Source organism: Streptomyces sp. NPDC107521 (assembly GCF_055598485.1).
Map to the genome: position 1 here is coordinate 168,110 of NZ_JBVKAT010000008.1, position 22,358 is coordinate 190,467.

Consider the following 22,358-nt stretch of genomic DNA (forward strand, 5'->3'; position numbering starts at 1 on the left):
CGATGGGCGTCTACGAACTCGACATCTACGCGAAGACTCTCTACGGCGCACCGCTATTCGTTTCGTTCGAATCAGCGATGGTCGCGGAACAGCGCGGCTACGGCGCGCTGGAGGTGTCCTGGGAAACCCCGATTCAGGCGAACTCCAGTCAGATCCTTGCCAGCGTGAAGTCGTGGAGCCGGCTCCGCCTGGTCCGCAATTCCTACGGCATCCCGGAAGCGGAGGACGACGGCTGGGTCATTCTCGAAAGCGCGGCCGGAGTGGGCGGCGGCAGCGGCGAGCCCACCAACCGCTACCTCGACGACCCGGTTGTGCCCGGCAAGGTCTACTACTATGCCGTCTTCGTCAGCACCGCCCCCGACGCCTACGATGCCACGGCCGTCTACTACCCCGGTGACCTCGTCACCTACAGCGGCAAGGTCTATGCCGCCTCAGCAACCGCCACGGGTCTTCAGCCCGACACCAACCCCGGGAGCTGGAGCCTGACCGGCATGACCGAGGCGTGGTACCGGTGCGGCGGCTGCGTCGGCCTAGCCGTGAAGGACTTCAAGCACAGCGAGCTGCTCTACGAGCACATCCCCCGGCCGTACAAGGTCGAGGTCGTCGAAAGTACCGCGTCGAGTGTCCCACCCAACGAGCAACTCGGACGCTTTTGCCGAATTTTCGGATACTTTTTTGACGCGATCAAATGCGAGCACGACCAACTGCTACGCCTCAACGACATCATGCGATGCACCGACCGCCAACTGTCTTTGCGCGCGCAGGAGATGGGCATCAGTTCTCGGCTCCCTGCGCTGCCGGAACTCCGCCGTTCCTACGTCGCCAACGCGGCCCTCATTCAGCGCGACCGCGGCAGCACGGAGTCCACCAAGAAGCTCGTCAAAGCGCTTACCGGCTGGGACTCCGACGTCATCGTTGGCTACAACGAAATGCACGACCTCGACGAGTCCGCTTTCGCTAGCCCCACATTCCCCGACTGGCAGCGCGACAAGGTCTACTACACCACCGTCGGGTCCCAACTCCACTCGGACATCGTCACCTACAACGGCACCCTCTACGCCGCCATCGGCACACCGCGCCGCGAATCGGTCTACCTTTCCTATACATCATCCAACCCGGCCCGAACGGGTACCGGCACGATCGTCAAAGATCCTGACCGGGTCGCCGATCCGTACCCCGGATACGTCCGCCTCAGCAACGCCGCCGCCAGCGACACCCTCACCTACGCTTTCAGCGCGCCCACGGCTGGAACCTACACCGTCCTCGCCGTCCTGATCGCCGACCCCGTCGGCGGCATCGTCAACGCCAAGGTCAACGGTGTCGACGGAGGCATGACCCCGATCGACCTGTACAACTCCTCGCGGCAGCAGGTCCCCGTCGCAGTAGTTGGCACCTTCACCCTCACGGCGACGGGCAACACGCTCGTGCTGACCAGCACCGGGAAGAACGCCCTGAGCAAGGGCTACGACATCACCCTCTCCTACCTGATCCTCCAGGGCGCCGGAGTCAACCTCCACGTCCCTCCCACCGGTCACGCGCAGTCCGCCAGCTATTGGCAGGCCATCACCGCGAACACGCTCAAGGACACCCAGACCGAGTGGAACCCTCTCACCGCCGGGTACGGTTCCTGGAACATCACCCTGCCGGGCAGCGTGGTCAACCCGGACGTCACCGGGACCGCCACCCCCGACTGGTGGATTTCCCCCCAGGGCGCCGCCGTGGGCACAGGCAGCCCCGGCACCGGCAACAGCCTGAACTACACCGCCTTGGGCGCCGCCGGCACCCGGGAAATCTTCCTCTCCGGCCCTGTCCGCACCAGCGCCTGGAGTCCGACGGAGACGTACTACCCGGGCCAGGCAGTGACCTGGAACCCCCTCGGCTGGGCCACGGCACCGGTGTACGTCGCCACCGCGCAGAGCATCGGCCGGCAACCCGACCTCAACCCCGACAAGTGGCGGTTCACTTCCTACAAGTCGAACACCTCGCCCGAGCCCAGCCGCATTCTGGCCGACTCCATCTTCACGCCGAGAGTCGCCTCCTGGTCCCCCACCCGCTCCTATAAAAAGGGCGACCGCATCTCCTGGCGCGGCCAGCTCTACGAAGCGGCCAGGCTTTCCCTGGGCATCTATCCGACGGGCTACAACACGGACAATCTCTGGTGGCGCTGGTGTGGCCGGAATATCCAGCGCTATACCTACTCGCTGTACCACAACCGCACGTCGACAGCGACGGGCGAGGACGTCCGCCTGTTCGTTCACTGGTATAACTCCAGCGGAAGTTACGGCGGCCTGGGGTACATTCAGTCCGACGCCCAGATGCTTTTCGACCGGTTCGAGACCACCCCCACCTACCCGCAGTCCACCGGCGGCGCCCCGACCGGCTGGACGGTACCGGCCGCCGGCACTCACGGCGTGCCTGTTCCCTGGGTCACGTCCTGGGGCACCTGGGCGAACGCCCGCGGCGTCGTGCGGCCCACGGCCTGGAACACGACCTCCACCCTTGAGCGGCAGGCTGGCCGGGTCCTGTTCTTCCAGCGCGACTGGGTCTACACCACACCCCCCACCGGGCAGCAGGGCGAGCAGGCATACGTCACCTTCATGTCGGCCCCGGACAACTCCCTGGCCACGATGGAGCATGGCCTGGTCTTCCGCTACAGCGCCTCCGCCTACTGGCTCGCCTCCCGCGACCGGCTGACCTACACCACCGTGACGGTCTCCGGCGGGACCGTCACCGCGGTCACCGTCGCCGTCGTCGCAACCTGGACCCCCGTCAGCTACGGCGAGCGCATGCGCGTACGCAATCGGGCCGGAGACATCCTCGTCGAGGCCCGCGCGTGGTCCGGCTGGCGAACCCTCGCCAACGTCTCCGACACCCGCAACAACGTGGCGCTGGGCTACGGCATGCTCGAAAGGGTCCGCACATGACCGTCGCCATCCCCGTCACCCTGGCCGGCACCTCGTCGAGCATGGGCGTCTTCAACCCCGCCTTGCGACTCATCACTCAGGTGGCCTTTGACGCTGGCCGGAGCGTCGGAAACGGAACCATCGCCCTGACCTACTCCGACGTGCCCGGCGGCCTCACCGATTTCGCCGTGGTGCCGTACGGGCCGTCCATCTACGTCGACCCGGCCTTCAGCTACCCCACCTCAGCCGTCATCCGCCTGGGGGGCACCGACCCGACGAACGCATGGCGCCGCCTCTCGCTCACGCTGGAAGCGCCGAACAAGACCTACTCCCCGGGCCCAGCAGGCGCGATCTACGGCGTCTACGACTACGCCCGCCTCGGCGTCACCTCCTCCGCCATGGCTGTCGGGGAGACGCAGCAGGTCGCCTACGTGCAGTTCGAGCGCACCCCGGCGGGGATCGACCCCGACACTAATCAGTTCGGCTCCAACCTCTTCGATCTGGAGCAGGCCAGCTATGAGGGCCCGTTGATGTTCTCGCCCGTCGGAGGCAGCGGCGAAGCGGACTACATGACTTACACCCGCACCGCCGAGTACACGTCGTGCGGGGCATTCTCCGGCAAACTCGTCTACCAAAGCCCGCCGCCCACCAACTCCTACCAGGCAGTGCATCAGTTCGGTACCCATGGGAATCTCATGGCCAAGCGGCAGACGTACGCAGACGTCAAGTACCGCACCTTCCTGCCGGGCGAGGGGACACCCGACAGTCCGAACGGAACCGGCGTCGTGGGGGGAACTCCGATCCCGGCCCCCGCCTCCCTGACCCTGCAACCCCTGCAAGCCGCGTTGGTCCGCGTCGAGCCAGGCGTCACCTACCAGGCTCAGGTCTCCGTCGCGTGCGAGGTCGCCGGCATGCAGTTCCGCTGCGCCGTCCTGCGCTACGACGCGAACTTCAACCTGATCGGCACCTTCGCGGCAGGCGACCCGGTCACCGCAAGCGGCGGGCACAAGTGGCAGCAGGCGAGCGCGACGCACACCATGGACGCCAACGCCGCGTGGGCTGCCGTCGTCCCACGCGTCACCTCGGGCGGCGCCGCGCGCGTGCAGTTCTACGTGGACGAGCACCGGCTGTGGGTGCCCAGTGCGCTCGCCAGCAGGAGCGCCGGCGCCTCCCCGGCGAGGGCATGGCAGACGCCGCGCCAGCTCATCGTCAAGCTCCGGGCGACGCGCGTGAACCTCGCCAAGAACCCGTCATTTCAGGCTTCGCTTTGGGGCTGGAATCAGGAGAAGGACGCCAGCGTGACGAGCGCACTGACTCTGGCCACCAATGGCGGCGTCGTGGGCAACGCGGCGCAGTACAGCATTACCAGCGTGCCGACGACCACGCTGATCAACGGCACGTCGCCTCGTACCGGGGTCATCTCCCAGACAGCGCAGCCGGCACTCGTCGACCGCCTCAAGCCGGACACCGTCTACACGGCCTCCGTCTACGTGCTGCCGATGGCCGGCGAAGTCCCGGTCACTTTGTGGGCCAACGACGGCACCAACATCATCCGCGGAACGAGCACGCCCATTCTCGATCCCACGGGGAACACCACCTGGACCCGGCTGGCGGTGACGTTCAAGACGTCCAGCACCTACGGCGGCTCCCTGCGGCTCTACCTTGGCTACGCGGCCGACGACGTGGCGAGTGTCTACGCCGCCGTTCAGCCGGGGACTAGCGACGCGGTCTGGTCGCTCCAGGACGACATGCCGGACTTCGAGCCGACTTGGTCCCAGACTCTGCCGTACACCGTTGGTGCCGTCGTGCAGTGGGACGGATTCCTGTGGCAGTCGCTGGTGAAAAACGGGCCCTACTCGAATATCGGTCCGCTGACGTTCCGCTACGACCACCTTCTGGTCGAGCAGGCAGACAAGCTCGCCCCCTACTTCGACGGCAACGAACCGAGCGCCGACTACATGTGGGAGGGCACTCCCGGGGGCTCCCGCTCGCATTATTACCGCGGAAAAAGGGTCAGTCAGTACCGTCTCGATCAGCTCATTCGACGGCAGATCGGCGTGGGCGCTTCCTACCGGATTGTGTACGCCAGCGCCCCGTGACCCGGGAATTGCCATGCTCTACTTGCTCGTTCTCGCACTTGCGACATTCTTCGTCTGGGAGTGCCTCGTACGGCCTCTCCTCGGCGCGCTGTGCTCGGCACTCCCCGTTCCGGACCCGGTCGCCGCGTACATCAAGGCACTCGCAGCGCTCGGCGTCGCGGTGGCTCTGGACCGCTGGGTGGACCGAGATCTTTTGACGGTAGTCGCGGCGGCCGGAGCCGCTGGCACCCTCCACATGCTGAGCCGTTCGAGTGAGCCCTCTCAGATCGCCACCGTAATGCGCGGCAGGTCCGGACGGGGGATGCCAATGCCCGGTCCGTGAGGTCAGACGGGCTGTCTCACCCTTGCGGAGCACTTTCCGCCAGGCGAGTGGCGCTTAAACAAAGTGCCCTGTCGCATCTATTTCCGATGGGTCAACCGAGGCACTATCGCTGACGCCCCACCAGATGAACTCATGTGAGGAAGATATGGCTTTGCGTACCGTCACGCTGGGGGTTCTGGGTGACGCCGAGGTCGCCGAAAACCTCGTCGTCGACACACTCAACACACACTTCTCTCTGGGCCCGGAGGACACCGAGGGCTACTTCGCACCATCCGACCGCTACAAGCTGCACGTGTTCATCCCGGCCGGCGAGAAGGCCACTTCCCAGGCAGTGCACGCCTTCTGGGAATGGGCTGTCCGGTGCGAGCTGGCGTACCAGGTGCTCTGGGACGAGACGGGCAACTTGCGCACGGACGACCTCTTGGGAAACGTCGTGAACCCCGAGGAGGACATCTTCATCAGCTCCGCCGCGGACCACGACATGGTGGAGCGGCTCGCCAAGGCAGAGAACCCGATGCTGCTCGTCCTCTCCCGCGAGGGCGAGTTCGACGAGACGACGGCCGCCGCGGCTGCTGCGGCGCTGCGCGAGGGCATCCCTGTCCACGATCTGTCCCGCATGCTGCTGGAGATCACCTGGCAGCACCTGCCCGGACACACACCGCCCGAGGAGCTGGCCCTGGAGGTCGAGGCTGATGGGCAGGTGGCACTCACCGCCGTCTCCGACGCTCCGGATCTCACGCTCACTGCCACCGAGGCCGCCGCTGTGAGCCAGGCCCTGGCGAACGCGGAGGGGTTCATCGACACCATCTTCGGATCGATGGTCAACTCCGCCGCTGAACTGCGGCAGAGCCTCGTCCGCGGCCGATCACTGCTGGCGCCGAGGCCGGAAGTCCCGGCGGACGCCGAGACGGGCGAGATCCCCAAGCGGACCCGCCTGGAGATTTTCGACGACCAGTCGGGCCAGTGGAAGCCGGCCGGCCGAGGCCGCCCCCCGAAGAACGCGCAGACCCGACGCGTTCCCGCCTAAACAGCAGGACCCCCGGCGGACATTGACCGGATTCCGCCGGGGGCCGTCGCTCTGGCTGCCACGCCAATCAACTAACTCCCCGGGAGATTAGCATGAGTCTCGAAATTCCGGCGGATGAGATTCTCGCAAGAGTTCCTGAGAGGGCTCGGCAGGCGTACACGAATCTCGTCACGCACAAGAGCAGCCGATACGACGAGGAAACCGGCTGGTCGTGCGCCTATCTCACGCAGCAGGACCTTGCGGATGAGATGAAGGTGTGCCTTCGGACCGCGACCCGTGCGGTAAGTGACCTGCGCGGGATTGGACTTGTGCGCGTACTCGCGTGGCCCGGAGCAAAGACGGAGACACAGATCCGCGTGGGCGACATTCCGGTGGCCAGCGTGTTCGGCCCCGTGCGTGTTGCGCAGGAGCGCATGCCGCACCACCAGCTCGTCGACTGCGCAATCCGGCTGCTCGTGAAGGAAAACCGACTCATGGAGGGGGACCTGACGTAGAGCGAGTAACTCCGCTGACGCAGTAGCTGACGCATCGAGCGTGCACATACACGCTCAAGCAGAAGCTCTAGCCCAAGCCATTGCTTGGTGAATAGAAACCTTCGGTTTCTATTAACTGCTCACGAACATCCGTTCGCGTGCAGTTTCTGGCCCGCCACACCGCCAGGGGAAACACGACATGGCTCGACACCGCATTGACCCAGACACCGAATTCGACGCCACGGCCTGCGCCCGGAAGCTTCTCCGGGGCACCTCAGAGCCTGCTCCGGCCCCTCAGACCGCATGGACCCCGCCCGAGCCTGCTCCGCGCCGCACCAGGCGTCCCCAGGGCCGCACGCACGGCCCCGACTCCATCCGCGGCCTGGTCGACTACTTCACCTCCGCCTGCCCGCCCCTGAGCTGGGCCGGACCGTTGGAGATCGGCAATCGGCAGGCCCTGATGGCGACCTTCAGCGAGTTGCGGCGCGCTGTCGGCCTGACCCCCGATGACTGCCGCTCCATGGTCGACCTGTACTTCAGGCAGCTCGACGGCAAAGCCCCCGAAAAGCCGTACGTCTGGGACTTCCGGTGGCGCCGCTACGGCCTCCTGAAAGACCTCCGTAAGACAGGCGCAGCGGTCGCGGAAACCGAATACGCGACCTGGAGCGAGAGCAGCGTCGCCGGCCGAGACGACGACCAAGCCTTCGCCGCCTCCTGGGAGAACTCGTGATCACCACTCGCATGGACCCCGAGCGTGCCCGCTGGGTCGGCACCGGCATTCCGCCCCGGCTTCGGGGGCTCACCCTGAACGACGTCGAGGAGATGGGCACCAGTCAGGCCCAGGCGCTGGCGAAGTCACGCTCCTACGTCGAGCAGTTCCGCGGTCAGCAGGACAAGAACTGGCGCGGTGTGCCGACCAACCCCAACATCTTCGGTCGCGGCCTGCTCTTCGCCGGTCCCCCGGGCACCGGCAAGACCACCATGGCCGCCGCGGTTCTGTGTGAGCTGCGCCGGCGTTGGGGGACCTCCGTCTACCACGCCCGCTTCCCCGCGCACGTCGACAGGAAAATCAAGGCGCTCAAGGCCAGCGGCGACGTCGGCCTTGAGGAGCTGTCCCGCTGGCAGTACGCAATCGAGCGCACCGAGTGGGCGGAAGCGGTCCTGCTGGACGACGTCGGCCAGGAGCACACCACCAGTTCCCAGTACGCCGAAGACCTGCTCAACGAGTTGCTACGGCAGCGGTTCGACCTGGGCCTGCCCACGCTCATCACCACCAACCTGCCCGGCGACGCCTGGGCGCAGCGTTACTCCAAGCCGCTGCGGTCCTTCGTGGATCAGTGCACCCGCCGGGCGATCCTTCTCGGCGAGTCCCTGCGGAAGGCCGACGCGTGATCGGGTACGCCGATCTGGACGCGGACGAGCCGATCCCCACCCGCGTGTACGTGGTGTGGGAGCACCTCATCGGAATCGCTGGCCCCCGCTATACGGAGAAACGTTTCAACCAGCGCGTTCGCCGTCGCTGGCGATCCGCTTCCGCGCTGGACTTGTTCGAGGAGACCAACGCGCAGGCGGTGGCCGAGCTGTGGCAACTGTGGTCGCGCGACACAGACATGGCTCTGGTCACCTACCTGCCCGAAGCGGTCGCTGGGGATCTCGCCCAACGCATCGAGGCCGAGGACATCCCCACTAGCCGCCTGGTGGTCACCGCCCCCAACCAGATGGCACGGCTGCTGGCCACGCTCAGCGGCGCCCGCCTCTTCCACGCCCTGCCGGGACACACCCTGCGCTACGGGCCCCGCGGCATCTACGTCCACCCCCACCACCCCGAGCTGATCAGCAAGGCGGCCTGAATGAACAAGCACGACTACCGCCCCGGAAAGGGCGAGGACCGGCGTCGGGAGGTCGTCCAGCTCATCCCCGACGCCACCAGCAAGACCGCGCGCCTGCGCTCGGAGATCGGAATTATCGGCTGCGATGAACTGCCCTTGGTCGGCTGGGCCGTCGTCGTCACGTTCCTCGCCGGCGAGCTGCCCCACATCACGGTCGAGCCGGTCGTGGAGGACGACTGCATGGGGCCCGTGCCGCTCGGTGACCTCGAAGCGGAACTCGGTCCTCTGACCCTGGTGGAAGTTCTGTGATCGACTACCGCATCCCGCCAGAGGACAACGGCCGCATCGTCGCGCAGTACATGCCCGACACCACCGGAAAGACTTGCCACGTCACCGCCGCAGCGGGCGAGTTGGAGACCGAGTATCTCCCTCTCGTCGGGTGGGCGACCGTCGTCCGTGTCCGTGAGGACGAGCCGCACCGGGTGACCTTCGAGCCGGTCGTGTACGACGTGCACCTCGGCGCCATCCCGCTCGGAGACCTGGAGCAAGAGGTCGGGCCGCTGACGCTGGTGGACATTTCGTGAGCAGCATCGAGGAGGAGGTGATCAGCTACATCGCGCTCACCGGGGACCTGGAGACGGTCACCACCGCACGGATCACGGCCGACCACTTTCTCGACCCCACCACACGCAGGGTCTTCACGGAAGTCCTGGCCTTCAAAGCCGACTTCGGGGAGCCGCCCACACCGGAGGTAATCCAGCGCGACCACCCCAACTTCGCCTTCCGCGAAGAGGGGTCCGGGCCGATCGACTACCTCATCCGGGAGCTGCACGAGGCCCGCCGGCGCACGATTTTGGACCTCGGTCTGGGCGCGGTCGCCGAGGCGTTGGACAGCAAGGGCAGCGAAGCCGCGCTTTCCTTGCTGCGGATGATGCTCGCGCACGCAACCACGGTGACCGCCACCTCCCGCGAGATCGACTACGCCTCCACGGGCGCCCAGCGTCTGGAGGTCTACCGGCAGGCCCGCGACAACCCCAACCAGATGCTCGGCATCCCGACCGGTTTCAGGTTCCTGGACAGGCTCACCTCGGGTGTCCAGCCGCAACAGATGGTGGTCCTCACCGGTCTGGCGAAATCGTGCAAGACCACGGTCATGCTCGGGATGACGCGGGCGGCGTACGACTACGGTGCCCGGCCGCTCCTGATCTCCTTCGAGATGCCGTACCAGGAGATCGCCCGGCGTCTGGACGGCTTCCTGGCCCGGGTCAACCCCCGCAAGCTCCAGACGGGCGAGTTGAGCGTGAAGGAGTGGAGGGCACTCGATAAGGCCCTTTCGGGGCCGCTCGGCGACCACCCGTACGTCGTGACGGAGGACCGGGCTGGCGCAATGACGCTGACCGGTATCCAGTCGAAAATCGACCAGCTTTCACCGAGCGTGCTGTTCGTCGATGGCGCATATTTCCTCTTCGACGAGATCTCCCGTGAGTCGCAGACGCCGATCGCGCTGACGAACATCTCCCGAGGACTGAAAAAACTCGCACTGAACAACGACTTGCCCGTCGTCGTCACCACGCAGTCCCTGAGTCACAAGGTCGGCGCCAAAGGGCTGACCGCGAACAGTCTCGGGTATACGAGCGCTTGGGTCCAGGACGCGGACCTGGTCGTCGGTATGGAAGCGACCGACGAAGACACCTACTACCGGATGAAAGTCCTTGCTTCCCGCAACGCTCCCCCGCAGGAAAACCTCATCTCTATTTCCTGGGACCCGCCGGTGTTCGAGGAGGAGGTCTCCGATGACCTCCCCTACTGACGTCTGGTCCCAGCTCTCCGCATTCTCGAACCCGGTGCCGACTGATGTGGCCGGCGCCATGCAGCATCTGGGAATCGAGGTTCTGCGGGAGTTGAGCGGCGAGGACTCAACGGAGTTTCTTGCTCGTTGTCCCGCTCACGCCGCCCTTACAGGGAAAGCGGATCGCCGGCCCTCGTTCTCGGTCAACTCGCGGAGCGGGCTCTTTCACTGCTTTTCGTGCGGGTACGCCGGAGCGTTTATCAACCTGGTCGAGGACGGGCTGGGGCTGGGGCGCATGGAGGCGTTCCAGTGGATTGCACGCCACGGCGTATACCGCACACGGGACGACGATGAGCAGCCAGAGCGTAAGACGCCGGAGGAGCGGATCACGGAGGCTTCGCTTGCGCTTTTCGAGCCGCCTCCCGCCGAGGCCCTCGATTCGCGAGGGCTGACCGCTGCGGCGTGCGAAGCGTTTGGTGTTCTGTGGCACTCGGAAAACCGGCACTGGATTCTTCCAATCCGCGACCCTGTCACAGGAGAACTGTGGGGGTGGCAGGAGAAGGGTAAAAGGTACTTCCGAAACTATCCGCAGGGAATCACCAAGTCGCGCACCCTTTTCGGTGACCTCACCTGGAAAGGGGAGAAAGCCCTCCTACTGGAATCCCCTCTGGACGCCACCCGCGCCCACGCCCTGGGCATAGAGGGCGCTTTCGCGGCATTCGGCGCCCACGTGTCCGAGGCGCAAATACGGCTTCTGAAGGCGCGTTGCGTGACTCTCGTGCTCGGCCTGGACAACGACACCGCCGGCCGCACCTCCCGCGATCGGCTGTACGCGCGCTGGCGCCCACGGGGGCTGGCGATGAAGTTCCTCGACTACCGCGGAATCACGGCCAAAGACCTGGGCGAAATGGACGACGCAGCGGCCCTGTCCGCCTATGCCGGTGCCCATTACCCATGGCGCAGGAGGCGCTGATGTTCACCGGAAAGCTGCACCCGTACCAGCATGACGGGGTCGACCGCATTCTGTCCGACCGCCGGCTCTTGGTCGCGTACTCCATGGGCACCGGGAAAACCGTCATGACCATCGCTGCGATCGAAGAGATGCTCGGCCGCGGGGACATCCGCCGTTGCGTCATCCTCGTGCCGTCGTCGCTGAAGTGGCAGTGGGCCCAGGCCATCGCCGCGTTCACGGACGCTCCCCGGCGCACCATCAAGGTCCGCAGCGCCCAGCTCACGGTGCCCGCCGAGAACGTGTGCGTCGTGGTCAACGGCACGCCGGCCAAGCGTCGGCAGCAGTGGGAGGCCGCCCAGCAGGCGGACTACGTCATCGCCTCCTACGGCGCCGTCCTGCACGACTGGAGGAGCTTGTGCGCGGTGTGGGCCGACGCGTTGATCCTGGATGAAGCGACGGCCATCAAGAATTTCGCCGCGCAGACCACCAAGCGCATCAAGAAGCTCATGCCGCCCGTGCGTATCGCGCTCACCGGAACGCCGGTGGAGAACCGGGCCGAGGAAGTCTTCTCCATCATGGAGTGGGTGAACGAAGAGGTTCTCGGACGCTGGGACTTGTTCGACAAGAGCTATATCAACCGGAACTTTTTCGGGGGCGTCACCTCCTACAGGAATCTCGATCTGCTGCACCGGAGCCTTTCCAGGGCGATGATCCGCAAATCACGGCTGGACCCGGAGGTCGCCAAGTACCTGCCGGCCGTATCGGAGACCACCCGCCTGGTCCAGCTCGACAAGACGACCCGGACCATCTACCGGGCGATCCTGGCCGACTTGCAGCAGGCGATGGACGAGCTTGCACAGGTCGGCCAGGAGCTGGACGTCGCCGCCTACTACGCCGGTGACCGTCCCGACATGGCCTCCGGCGCGCAGGGCAGGGTCATGGCCCGCGTCCAGGCCGCCCGGCTGCTGCTGGACCACCCGCAGCTCCTGATGGACTCCGCGGTGGCCTACTACGAGGGCTCGGGCGGTTCGCAGTACGCCGCGGATTTCGTGGCGACCCGCTACGACCTGCCCGAGCTGCACTTCAGCGCGAAGCTGGCTGTGCTGGAAGAGGTGGTGAGTGCCATGCTCGGCGAGCCCGGTACGAAAGCCGTCGTCTTCACCGACTACCGCAGAATGCTGCCCTACCTCGTCGACCGGCTGGAAGGTTACGGAGACCTGGTTGTCTTCCATGGGCAGCTCAACTCGGACGCCAAGGCCGCTGCTCTCGCGCGCTTCAAGACAGACCCCGCCTGCCGGCTGTTCATCTCCACCAATGCCGGCGGGTACGGGCTGGACTTGCCGGAGGCCCAGTACCTGGTTAATTACGACCTGCCTTACTCAAACGGGGTTCTGTCGCAGCGCAACACCCGTCATGTGCGCGCCAGCTCACGGTTCGACTGGGTTCATGTCGTGAATCTGGTCGTAGAGAGCACCATCGAGGAGCGTGTGCAGGCCACCTTGAGGATGCGTCAGAGCTTGTCTCAGGCCGTGGTCGACGGGCGGGGAGCCGGGTACCTGGACATCGACGTGGAGTCCTTGTCGGACCACATCGGAAATAACCTCTGAGAGCACTCGCCTGGCCGATTGGCGGTCCTATTTTCGTTTCGTAGGGTCGGCTGCACGGAGCTTTGGAGTAGCTCCTTCGCACCACCTCTACGGGAGCACTGCGTGCCTAAAGAAATCAATCCCACGGCTGCCCAGGAACCCCGGCGCATCCCTTTCGACCCCGTCATCCCCCTGTTCAGGGAGTGGGCCGTCCTCAAAGCCCAGGTGACCGAGGAGACGTCCCGGCTCAACAAGCTCCGGGACAAGGTGGTCGCCGCAGTCGAAGAGCGCGGCTACACCGATCACAAGGGTTCTCAGTTCCTCGACCTGCCTTTCCCTATCCCGGCTGGCGACCACGAGTACATCCGCATCAAGCGCGAACGGCGGGTGTCCGTGGTGGCGGACGAGGAAGCCGCCACGCTCATCCTCACAGCCAAGGGTGATGCGCTGTACCGCCGGGCTTTTCCTCCGGTGCCGACGCTGGACGCGGACGAACTGTACGTGCTCCTCCAGGAAGGGCACCTCACCGAGGAGGAGATGGACCGGATCTTCGTCCAGCGGGAATCGTTTGCGTTCCGGGGGATGACGTCGTGATTCACCCCCCGCGCCAGCCGCTCGACGTCTACCCCGGAACCGCCCGCCCCCTTGGGGCGCCGCATCCGGTGGTCAATCCCGGCCTCGGTGAGGCGGCCCGCTGGGACGAGAACCCGGTCTACAAGAAAATCCATGGCTACTACCGCGAATTTTTCGCGATCAGCCACCTGGCCGGAGCCCTGGGGCGGTCCACCAAAACCCTCTACAAGTGGGAGACCAACGGCCTTTTTCCTGCCGCCACTTGGATCTACAACAGCGAGAGCAGAAACGGCCGGCGCCGCCTCTACACGCGCAGGCAGATCGAAGGCGTGGTTCACATCGCCTTCGAAGAGGGCGTGCTGGCAGGCACAAGCCGCTTCATCTCGCACACGCAGTTCCCGGCCCGCTGTCAGGAGCTTTTCCGGCAGACGCGCGCCGTCATCCCCGAGCCCGTTCACGACTGGAGCTGACGCATGCCTGAGACCCGCACCTACGGCCGCCGCCGGGCCCTGCCCAACAAGGCCGAGGAATCCCCCGCCCACACGCCCGCCCGGCGCGAGCCGGTTTCCGGCCGCATCGTGAAGACCGGCGCCGGACCGGTCGGCCAAGCCGGCTGGGACGACGTCGACCGGGTCGCGTCCTCCACCGGCGGCGGTGACCTGTACCTCAAGGTGACCGAGAACCGCATGGTCATCAAGATCCTCGGGGAGGGCCCTTTCGACGTTTTCAGCAGTCATTGGATCGACGAGATCGAGGACGGTTCGAAGTCGATCCGCTGCTGGGGTACCCCGGCCTGCCCGCTCTGCTCTATCGGAGACAAGGCGAAGCGTTTCTCCGCCTGTTTCGATGTCGTCTCACTGGAGGACCCGGAGTACCCCACCCTCAAGGTCTGGGACGTCGGGATCAAGATCGCACGCCAGCTCAAGGACATCGCGACCGACGAAAAGAGGGGCCCCCTGAATCGCCCCGATCTGTACTTCACCATCCGCAAGGAGACCAAGAAGAAGAGCGTGGAGTACACGTTGGAGCGGGTCAAGGAAAGGGACCTGGACGAGGAGTACGGCGTCGCCCCGCTGTCCGACGACGCCCTGCACCAGTTCCAGGATGAATGCCACGAGTACGGGGACAAGGTCAAGGAACCTCTCGATGAGGAAGCCATGGAGGAAATCGTCCGACTGCTGATGGACGACGCCTGACAGCCGCACACCCCCGCAATCTGCCCGCGCCGGCGAGCCTCGTGGCCCACGCCGGCGCGGGCTTTCTCTTCTCCTCACCGGCTCGGGGTGCTCGTGCAGCTCATCACCGATATCCGCCATCTCGAAGAAGCCGTCGCCTACTTCCGGACTCAGGACGGCTTCGCGTTCGACGTCGAAACCACCGGCCAATACCGCGGAGTTCCCGCGGTCAACGAGGTCACCTGGATCTCGCTCGCCACCACCGGCAGCACCGTCGTCATCCCGATGGGACATCCGGTCGGGCACCGGCTGCTGCAAAAGGCGACCCGGCGAAAGAACAAACGCACCGGCGAGTGGGATCACACCCCAGCCCGGTGGGAGGACCCGCCCAAGCAACTGCGGCCCGGTGTCGTGTTCGACGCCCTGGAAGAGCTGCTGTTCTCCGAGCGGCTGAAGGTCGCCCACAACGCCCCGTTCGACTTGCTGAGCGTTGCGAAGTACTACAAGGGCAAGTACCCGCCACCGCCCTACGGGGACACCATCGTCGGCGCCTGGATGCTCAACGAGAACCGGGCTATCGGCCTGAAGTCGCTCGACAAGGAACGCTGGAATCTCGTCTACGACCTCGAAGAGGTCGGGAAATGCGTCGAGAAACACGGCTTCGGTACCGTCGCGGACTACTCCTACATGGACGCGGCCAGCACCTGGCTCCAATGGTTGGCCATCCGCCCCGGCATCACCGCGGAGGGCCTGGAGGACATGTGGGCCCTGGAGATGGATGTCCTGGCCTGCGTCCTGCACATGGGTGCGGGCGGGGTGCCCATCGACCTGGGCGCGCTGGAGCGGCTCCGCGCCGCGCTGCGTGCCCGGATGACCGAGTGCGAAGCAAACGTCTACCGCGCGGCCGGGCGCGTCTTCAACATCGGCAGTGCCCCGCAGAAGCGGGTCATCCTCTACGAGGAGCAGGGCCTGCGCCCCCGGAAGCGGACCCCCAAGGGCGCCCCGTCCACCGACGCCGAATCCCTGGAGCCCTACAAGGGACGCAACGCCGTGGTCGACTCGATCCTCGCCTACCAGGACGTCTCCAAGATCCTGTCGACCTACGTGGAGGGGTACCTCGGCGACCCGGACGAGGGAAAGCCGACCCAGATTTTCGGCGGCAGGATTTTTCCGATCCTGAAGCAATACGGCACCGTCACCGGGAGATTCAGCTCATCCAAGCCGAACGTCCAGAACTGGCCGCGCCCCGACACCGAGTGGGGCAAGGCCATCCGGGACCTGGTCGACCCGCTCGCAGGCTTCGTCCTCCTGGTCGCGGACTACGCCCAGATCGAGCAACGCATTCTCGCACATTTCGCGGGCAAAGGCGCGCTCTGGCAAGGCTTCTGGGACGGCGTGGACGCTCACACGGCCACTGCCGCAGCAGTATTCGGCGTGGCGCCCGAGGACGTCACCAAGCAGATGCGGCAGATCGCCAAAGCCATCGCGTTCGCTATCAATTACGGCGCAGGGCCGCAGAAAGTGGCCGACATGTCCCACACCACGCTGCGCCGCGCGAAGCAGATCCTGACCGAGCACGAGAAGCAGTTCCCCGAGGTCTACGCCTACAAGCGCACCCTGCTGCGCACCGTCCGCTCGCGTCGGCCGGAGCCGTACCTGCGCACCCTGCTGGGCCGAAAGCGCCGTCTTCCCGACCTGCTCTCGCGCGACAACGGCCGCCGCGGCAAGGCCGAACGCCAGGTGGTCAACTCTCACATTCAAGGCAGCAACGCTGACATGACCAAACTGGCCCTCACCCGGCTGCACAAGAACCTGCTGCCGGACATGCAGATCCTGCTCACAGTGCACGACGAGATCGCCGCGATGTGCCCCTTCGACCTGGCTGAGGAAGGGGCTGCAATCCTTCACGACGCGATGGCCGGCCCGGAGATGCAACTGCTTTCCGTCCCGGTGACCACGGACGTGAAAATCTGCAAGCGCTGGAGTGAAGCTAAATAATCATTCGCACTACTCTGGCTCTATGCCCACCCAGATCCCCGAAGCACCGGCCATTCTACGCGGAATGCTGCGCGACATTGTCGCCTGCCACGACTACGACAATGTGTGCCGAATGCTCGGCATGGTGCCGGCCAGTCCAGAGGTGGACCGCCAGGAACACATCCAATCGCACTTGCGGATCGAAGAACTCAACCGGGTGGCGGACGAGGTGTTCGGCCACGCGGACATCGCGGCCGACCTGCTCTACCAACTCATGCGCCTCAATCGCGAATGCGACCACGAGGAGGACGAGGCCGAAGCCGCGATGTTCACCGTCGTCAGCCGCACCGCCGCCGCCACCGTCATCACGCACCTACTCGAAAACGGCACTCTGGAAGTGAAGGGTTAGCGATGAGTTCCGACTTCTGGCTGAACAAGCTCCAGCAGTCCGGCGCAGCACCCGCACCGGGCACGCCGCAGGCAGGCTTCACCCCGCAGGGCGCGCCCTGGTGGTCGCACCCCACCTACCGCACCCCGGCCGCGCCCGCGCAGCCGCAGCAGCCCGCGCAGAGCCCCTACACCACGACCAAGGCTCAGTCGGCCAAGTCAACCGCGGTGTGCCCCTCGTGCGCCAGCGACAACTACTGGCGGCCGAGCCCGAACGTGCGGGAGATGTGCGCCGACTGCCAGTACCCGGTGCAGAACTCCACGCAGGGCGCGGCCATCGCCAACAACTCCAGCGCTCCGAGCCGCCAGAGCCTGTGCCAGCCGAAGGGCGCCGGGTACCAGCCCAATGTCATCGTCGGCCGACTGTGAGCCGCTTCCTCGGGGCGTGCGCGGTCATGGCCGCCTCCGCGGTTCTCGTGTTCCTGGCCATGTCCCACGGCCCGAATCCGGTGCAAGAGCCCGCGAGAAAGCCTGTCTGCCTCGGAACGGTCGATGAACCACCGGGCTGCCCGTAAATAGGAAAATGCCTCACTCTAATGGCGCTGTGCGGTAATTTTTGACTTTCATACGGTCTTCGTATGCCGCTCAGCAATGAGGCCCGCGCCGTCATGGCGCAGATCAATAAGAAGCATCCCGGCTCGGTCATCGTCGCCTCGACGATGCCGACGACTTCACGCTTCACGACCGGCTCTCTGTCCCTCGACGTCATGCTCGGGGGAGGCTGGCCCGCCAATCAGTGGAACGAAATCGTGGGCTCGGAAAGCTCGGGCAAGAGCACGATCGTCCACAAGACGATTGCGTCAAACCAGCGGCGCGACCCCGAATTCGCTACCTTCTGGGTCGCCGCAGAGCACTACGACACCGAGTGGGCAACCACTCTCGGCGTGGACGTCGACCGAGTAGCGGTCTATTCGACGAACGCGATGGAAGACGCCTACACCGCCCTGCTGCGCGCCGCAGAATCCCGCGCATTCGACGCCGTAGTCCTCGACTCGTACCCGGCCCTGGTCGCCGATGACGAGGCGGAGCGGGACATGGACCAGGCCACCATCTCGGCCGGCGCCCGCGTCACCGGCCGGTTCTTCCGAAAGGTGGGATCGGCCACCCGCCGCAGCCTCGTCGAGACCGAACGCCCCCTCCTGGCACTGATCATCAACCAGTGGCGCGATCAGATCGGCGCCTGGTCACCGTCCGGGATGACCCCCAAGACATCGCCCGGGGGCCGGGCCAAGAACTACGCCTACTACACGCGCTTGGAAGCGGCCCGCACGGAATGGATTGACGAGAAGCGCCCCGGCGGCGGCTCTGTCCGGGTGGGCCAGGTCATCAAGATGAAGACAATCAAGTCCAAGTCCGCGGCACCCCAGCAGGTGGCGAGTATCCGCTTCTTTTTCGCCGACTCCAACGGCGGTGCTCTCAAGGGGGATTACGACACCGCCGCGGAAATGGTCACCATGGGCGTCCTGTACGGCCTGATCACCCTCGAAGGCTCCTGGTACAAGTACGGCGGCCAGCAATGGCACGGTGAAAAAAAGCTCAACGCCGCCTTTCGTGAGGACGCCGACCTCCAGGAGCAGCTCACCGCTGACGTCATGGCAATCGTGCAGCCCGGTGCCGCCTGATGGACCGGCGTATCAAAGCCTCCCGGTCCCAGGAAAAGCGGCTCGCCCGGAAGATCGGTGGCAGCACGGTGGCAGGCTCCGGCAACGGATGGGCCGTGAAAAACGACGTCCGCAACGACAGATGGTCCCTCGAATGCAAAACCACTGCCAGCAGCAGGTTCACCGTTGCGCATGCTGCTTTGACCGCAGCCGAGAAGAACGCACTCCTGGACATGCGGCAAATGGCATTCGTCGTCGAAATGCACGGCCGGAACTGGGTCGTCATCTCGGAAGAGAACTTCCTGCGGTTCCTGGAACTGGAGGCAGAGGGCTGATGGGAATCCGTGCCGTCGTCACCGCCCCCGACTGGTCCCTCAAGCACCACCACGGCGAGGCGAAATGCCGCACCGCCGCCCTCGCCCCCACACGTAAAATGGATGTTTTCTTCTCCGCCGAGAACCTGGCCCTCAGCGTCTGCAACGGGACACAGGACGGGGTGATTTGCCCCCGCCGGGCCGAATGCCTGCACGTGGCCATGATGAACCGGGAGAACTACGGAGTTTGGGGCGGGATGACGCCCGAAGACCGTCTCGCCCTACGCATGCGCTACCCGGCAATGCCGGAGCGCTGGATATGGCTTCCGCCCACTGACAAAGTCACCCTCGAATCACAGGAGAAACAGTGGCCCCACGCGTCGTAAAGGGCGGCCCCGGACTCACCGAGTACCTCAACGCCACCAAGCTGAATGAGCCGCTTTTCGGCGACATCCAAAAGCACGTCCTGGAAAAGGCTGCCAAGCCCTCCGACCGCCGCCAGGACGTGCTCCACCCCAGCGAGATGGTGAAATCCGACTGGTGCCACCTCGCGGCTTTCCATCGGCTCCGCCGCGAAGTCGAGCCGGCCGAGAAGCGAAACACGACCTTCACCCGGGAGAACATCTTCGAGGAAGGCCACCGCACGCACTCGAAGTGGCAGCGCTGGCTCACCGAGATGGGCCGGCTCGCCGGTGACTGGAAGTGCTGGTACTGCGGCGCTTGCTTCTGGAATTTCACCACGCCGGCCGAGTGCCACCGGTGCAGCGCACCCCCTTCCTGCTTGGAGTACGCCGAAGTCCCCCTGCACGCAGACCCGGTGCGCATCGGCGGGAAGGCGGACGGCTACAGCCCCGAGGACACCTCGCTCATCGAGATCAAGACCCTCGGGCTCGGCAGCCTGCGCTACGAGCGCCCCGAATTCCTGGAGCGCTACATCGTCGACACTCCGCACGGCCGGCTGCCCGACATGACCCGGCTGTGGCGCGACTTCCGCCGGCCGCTGCCGACCGCAGTCCGCCAGGTGCAGCTCTACATGTACCTCGCCAACCACTTCGAGGATCTCCCGACCGAAAGGGCCATCTGCTTCTACGACTTCAAGGCCACGCAGGAAACGAAGTCCTTCACGGTCACCTACGACGAGAGTTTCTCCGAACCACTGATCGACGCAGCGAGCGCCATCACCGACTGTCTCCAGGCGGACACGCCTCCCTTCTGCAACATCAACGGCCGTTCCGGCTGCCGTTCCTGTCTCGAATTCACGGAGGACACCAAGAAATGAGCGCCGCCGACGACCTCTGGGGCAGGTTGGAAACCCTCGGCTTCGAGCGCGAGGACCGGCCCGACGGCTACCTGCCGCAGCTCCCCGCGGACATCACCTCCCTCGACGACCGCCAGCTCATGACCCTGTATGGCGGGTACGTGTCCTGGACCGCGTACACCGCGATGCGCCTGGTCGAGGCCCGGACCGACGTACGGGCGGCCAAGCAAAACCTCGACCACTCCACCGCCCGCGCAGCCCTCGCCGCGTCCACGGAGAAGACCGTGGCCGGCCGCAAGGCGGCAGCCGGCGCCGACCCCCAGGTACAGGAAGACGAGAAGCGCCACCTCGACGCCCTCGCCCTGGCCGAGGGCCTGGAGATGGTCCACAAGAACGCCGAGTCACGCGCCCAGTTCTGCTCCCGCGATCTCTCCCGCCGCCAGAGCGGCCAGGCCGACACGCGATACAGCAAGTGGGGGGCCTGATGCCCCGCATCTCTCTCGGCGTCGACCAGTCCTACAGCGGCTGCGCGGTCGTCAGCTACACCCCCTCCACCGGCACCGCCACTGAGAAGGTCTTCGACTTCAGCCCGAAGCTCGCCGGAGCCGGCATCAACCGGCTGTTCTTCGTCTACTACACCCTCCGCGACCACTTCTCAGGTCTCGCCCAGCTCGGCCAGGTCACCCACATCTGCTACGAGGGCTACGCCTACGGCGCGAAGTACAGGCGAGAGGAATTGGGCGAGTTGGGCGGCATGATGAAGCTCGCCCTCGTCGCCGCCTTCCCCCAGCACATCGAGCGCCGCGTGCACTCCGTCGCGCCGACCAGTGTGAAGAAGTTCGTCACCGGCAGCGGCCAGGCCACCAAGGACAAGATCATGATGGCGGTCTACATGCGCTGGCAGCACGAGTCGTCCAGCAACGACTCCGCCGACGCCTACGTTCTGGCCCGTATCGCGGACGCCCTCGCGACGCCCGAGCCGCCGGAGCTGAAGTTTCAGCAGGAAGTCCTCGCCACGATCCGCAATCCCCCGAAGCGAAGCCGATCCAGGGACGTCGCATAACAGACGGTAATTCCACCGACCTACGCTCCCTGCATCAGTACAAACGCAGGGAGCGTAATTTTCGTGCAGACTCAGAACACGCCAGTGCAGGAGAAGGAGTTCCGCGTCAAGTCCGTGACCCCGCCTCCGGAACTCGGCTCCGCCATTGCCCACGCCGTCAAGTCGGGCAGCCAGGTCGTCCTCAAGGCTGTCGGCGCTGGCGCTATCAACCAGGCGGTCAAGGCAATCCCCATCGCTCAGAGTTTCGTCTCCAGTTTCGGAACCAAGCTCACCGAGGAGATCACCTTCTTCCGCAGCAAGACACCGGAAGGTGAGATCCTCGGCATCGCGATCCGCGTCATGGGCACATGAAATACCGGCTTAAAATCCCGGAGACCTAAACTCCCCCCATCAGGCCAACCCAGTACTGACTCACACATCGCTCACGTTCTGACTTCCTGGGCCACGCACGCCGCGCGGAGGAAGAACATGTCCCACTGGACGCCCCCGAAGGGCAAGACGAACACCCGCCGCGGCCCGCTGTCCACGGGCCAGTTCCCCACCATGGGCGACGAGCTGCACCAGGCACGCTGGATTCGCCCCGAGGCCGGCCAGACCGCCAGCCGCCAGAGCCTGTCCAAGTCCGGCGACGGCGCCCCCGGCCGCAACACCCACCGCTCCCACCGCACCACGTCGGCCGCCGAGACCTTCGGCCCGACCGGTGTAGTCCAGGTCAAGCGCTCCCTGCACGGCCCCGGCTGCGCGTGCTGCGCCTCCACCGACCGTTACCGCGTGCCCAGTGCGTTCGGCAGCCAAGAGCAGTTCCGCACTGGCCAAGCGACCGGGAAGAAGGGCTGAGCCATGTGGCCCCTCCTCGCCGGAGTCGCCGCCCGCACGGGGCTGACAACGATCGCCCGGGGTGCTGCCACGAGCGCCACCCGCTCGGCAGTCACCTCCGCGGCATCGAGCGGCTCCATCAGCGCGGGCAGCG

The 22,358-nt window shown here is 65.6% G+C and carries 26 protein-coding genes; all 26 read left to right on the forward strand.

The window, feature by feature from the left end:
• Positions 1-2 precede the first annotated feature (2 nt).
• The 26 genes from ACZ7LB_RS14960 to ACZ7LB_RS15085 all read left to right on the forward strand — a co-directional run bounded on the left by ACZ7LB_RS14960 (position 3) and on the right by ACZ7LB_RS15085 (position 22,225).
• Positions 3-2,924, forward strand: a complete 2,922-nt coding sequence (locus ACZ7LB_RS14960) for a hypothetical protein (protein WP_471468297.1) — start codon at positions 3-5, stop codon at positions 2,922-2,924.
• The gene (locus ACZ7LB_RS14965) at positions 2,921-5,002 is read left to right on the forward strand and encodes a hypothetical protein (protein ID WP_471468299.1); all 2,082 of its coding nucleotides are present in this window, start codon (positions 2,921-2,923) and stop codon (positions 5,000-5,002) included. The genes ACZ7LB_RS14960 and ACZ7LB_RS14965 overlap by 4 nt, the downstream gene beginning before the upstream one ends.
• Positions 5,003-5,616: 614 nt before the next feature.
• Positions 5,617-6,351, forward strand: a complete 735-nt coding sequence (locus tag ACZ7LB_RS14970) for a hypothetical protein (protein WP_471468301.1) — start codon at positions 5,617-5,619, stop codon at positions 6,349-6,351.
• A 92-nt stretch (positions 6,352-6,443) separates the two neighbouring features.
• Positions 6,444-6,845, forward strand: a complete 402-nt coding sequence (locus ACZ7LB_RS14975; protein WP_471468303.1) for a hypothetical protein — start codon at positions 6,444-6,446, stop codon at positions 6,843-6,845.
• A 178-nt stretch (positions 6,846-7,023) separates the two neighbouring features.
• Positions 7,024-7,554 carry a hypothetical protein gene (locus ACZ7LB_RS14980; protein WP_471468305.1) on the forward strand — a complete coding sequence of 177 codons (531 nt, stop codon included), beginning with the start codon at positions 7,024-7,026 and terminating at the stop codon, positions 7,552-7,554.
• Positions 7,551-8,216, forward strand: coding sequence for an ATP-binding protein (locus tag ACZ7LB_RS14985; protein WP_471468307.1), 666 nt, complete (start codon positions 7,551-7,553; stop codon positions 8,214-8,216). The genes ACZ7LB_RS14980 and ACZ7LB_RS14985 overlap by 4 nt, the downstream gene beginning before the upstream one ends.
• Before the next feature lie 152 nt (positions 8,217-8,368).
• A complete protein-coding gene (locus ACZ7LB_RS14990) occupies positions 8,369-8,674 on the forward strand; it encodes a hypothetical protein (protein ID WP_471468309.1) in 306 nt (101 codons plus the stop codon).
• Positions 8,675-8,962 (forward strand): hypothetical protein, encoded by a 288-nt coding sequence (locus tag ACZ7LB_RS14995; RefSeq protein ID WP_471468311.1) that lies wholly within the window; start codon positions 8,675-8,677, stop codon positions 8,960-8,962.
• The gene (locus ACZ7LB_RS15000; RefSeq protein WP_471468312.1) at positions 8,959-9,237 is read left to right on the forward strand and encodes a hypothetical protein; all 279 of its coding nucleotides are present in this window, start codon (positions 8,959-8,961) and stop codon (positions 9,235-9,237) included. Before ACZ7LB_RS14995 ends, ACZ7LB_RS15000 begins: the two co-directional genes overlap by 4 nt.
• On the forward strand, positions 9,234-10,463 hold the full coding sequence (locus tag ACZ7LB_RS15005; RefSeq protein ID WP_471468313.1) for a DnaB-like helicase C-terminal domain-containing protein: 1,230 nt from the start codon (positions 9,234-9,236) through the stop codon (positions 10,461-10,463). The genes ACZ7LB_RS15000 and ACZ7LB_RS15005 overlap by 4 nt, the downstream gene beginning before the upstream one ends.
• Positions 10,447-11,415, forward strand: coding sequence for a toprim domain-containing protein (locus ACZ7LB_RS15010; protein WP_471468314.1), 969 nt, complete (start codon positions 10,447-10,449; stop codon positions 11,413-11,415). Before ACZ7LB_RS15005 ends, ACZ7LB_RS15010 begins: the two co-directional genes overlap by 17 nt.
• The gene (locus ACZ7LB_RS15015) at positions 11,397-13,001 is read left to right on the forward strand and encodes a DEAD/DEAH box helicase (RefSeq protein WP_471468316.1); all 1,605 of its coding nucleotides are present in this window, start codon (positions 11,397-11,399) and stop codon (positions 12,999-13,001) included. Before ACZ7LB_RS15010 ends, ACZ7LB_RS15015 begins: the two co-directional genes overlap by 19 nt.
• Positions 13,002-13,103: 102 nt before the next feature.
• Positions 13,104-13,574, forward strand: a complete 471-nt coding sequence (locus ACZ7LB_RS15020; RefSeq protein ID WP_471468318.1) for a hypothetical protein — start codon at positions 13,104-13,106, stop codon at positions 13,572-13,574.
• The gene (locus tag ACZ7LB_RS15025) at positions 13,571-14,023 is read left to right on the forward strand and encodes a MerR family transcriptional regulator (RefSeq protein WP_471468320.1); all 453 of its coding nucleotides are present in this window, start codon (positions 13,571-13,573) and stop codon (positions 14,021-14,023) included. The genes ACZ7LB_RS15020 and ACZ7LB_RS15025 overlap by 4 nt, the downstream gene beginning before the upstream one ends.
• Before the next feature lie 3 nt (positions 14,024-14,026).
• Positions 14,027-14,749 (forward strand): hypothetical protein, encoded by a 723-nt coding sequence (locus ACZ7LB_RS15030; protein ID WP_471468322.1) that lies wholly within the window; start codon positions 14,027-14,029, stop codon positions 14,747-14,749.
• Positions 14,750-14,836: 87 nt separating this feature from the next.
• Positions 14,837-16,726, forward strand: coding sequence for a DNA polymerase (locus tag ACZ7LB_RS15035; RefSeq protein ID WP_471468324.1), 1,890 nt, complete (start codon positions 14,837-14,839; stop codon positions 16,724-16,726).
• Between the two features lie 22 nt (positions 16,727-16,748).
• The gene (locus tag ACZ7LB_RS15040) at positions 16,749-17,114 is read left to right on the forward strand and encodes a hypothetical protein (RefSeq protein ID WP_471468326.1); all 366 of its coding nucleotides are present in this window, start codon (positions 16,749-16,751) and stop codon (positions 17,112-17,114) included.
• A gap of 2 nt (positions 17,115-17,116) precedes the next feature.
• Complete coding sequence (locus ACZ7LB_RS15045) at positions 17,117-17,521, forward strand: hypothetical protein (RefSeq protein WP_471468328.1); 405 nt, start codon at positions 17,117-17,119, stop codon at positions 17,519-17,521.
• 209 nt (positions 17,522-17,730) lie between these two features.
• Positions 17,731-18,774 carry a RecA family protein gene (locus tag ACZ7LB_RS15050; protein ID WP_471468330.1) on the forward strand — a complete coding sequence of 348 codons (1,044 nt, stop codon included), beginning with the start codon at positions 17,731-17,733 and terminating at the stop codon, positions 18,772-18,774.
• Positions 18,774-19,088, forward strand: a complete 315-nt coding sequence (locus tag ACZ7LB_RS15055; RefSeq protein WP_471468332.1) for a hypothetical protein — start codon at positions 18,774-18,776, stop codon at positions 19,086-19,088. Before ACZ7LB_RS15050 ends, ACZ7LB_RS15055 begins: the two co-directional genes overlap by 1 nt.
• A complete protein-coding gene (locus ACZ7LB_RS15060; protein WP_471468333.1) occupies positions 19,088-19,453 on the forward strand; it encodes a WhiB family transcriptional regulator in 366 nt (121 codons plus the stop codon). Before ACZ7LB_RS15055 ends, ACZ7LB_RS15060 begins: the two co-directional genes overlap by 1 nt.
• Positions 19,435-20,346: a hypothetical protein gene (locus ACZ7LB_RS15065; protein ID WP_471468335.1), complete on the forward strand. Its 912-nt coding sequence runs from the start codon at positions 19,435-19,437 to the stop codon at positions 20,344-20,346. The genes ACZ7LB_RS15060 and ACZ7LB_RS15065 overlap by 19 nt, the downstream gene beginning before the upstream one ends.
• Positions 20,343-20,810: a hypothetical protein gene (locus tag ACZ7LB_RS15070; protein ID WP_471468337.1), complete on the forward strand. Its 468-nt coding sequence runs from the start codon at positions 20,343-20,345 to the stop codon at positions 20,808-20,810. Before ACZ7LB_RS15065 ends, ACZ7LB_RS15070 begins: the two co-directional genes overlap by 4 nt.
• Positions 20,810-21,388, forward strand: a complete 579-nt coding sequence (locus ACZ7LB_RS15075; protein WP_471468339.1) for a crossover junction endodeoxyribonuclease RuvC — start codon at positions 20,810-20,812, stop codon at positions 21,386-21,388. The genes ACZ7LB_RS15070 and ACZ7LB_RS15075 overlap by 1 nt, the downstream gene beginning before the upstream one ends.
• A gap of 63 nt (positions 21,389-21,451) precedes the next feature.
• Positions 21,452-21,739 (forward strand): stage V sporulation protein S, encoded by a 288-nt coding sequence (locus tag ACZ7LB_RS15080; RefSeq protein WP_471468341.1) that lies wholly within the window; start codon positions 21,452-21,454, stop codon positions 21,737-21,739.
• Between the two features lie 117 nt (positions 21,740-21,856).
• Positions 21,857-22,225 carry a hypothetical protein gene (locus ACZ7LB_RS15085; RefSeq protein ID WP_471468343.1) on the forward strand — a complete coding sequence of 123 codons (369 nt, stop codon included), beginning with the start codon at positions 21,857-21,859 and terminating at the stop codon, positions 22,223-22,225.
• The last annotated feature ends 133 nt before the right edge of the window (positions 22,226-22,358 follow it).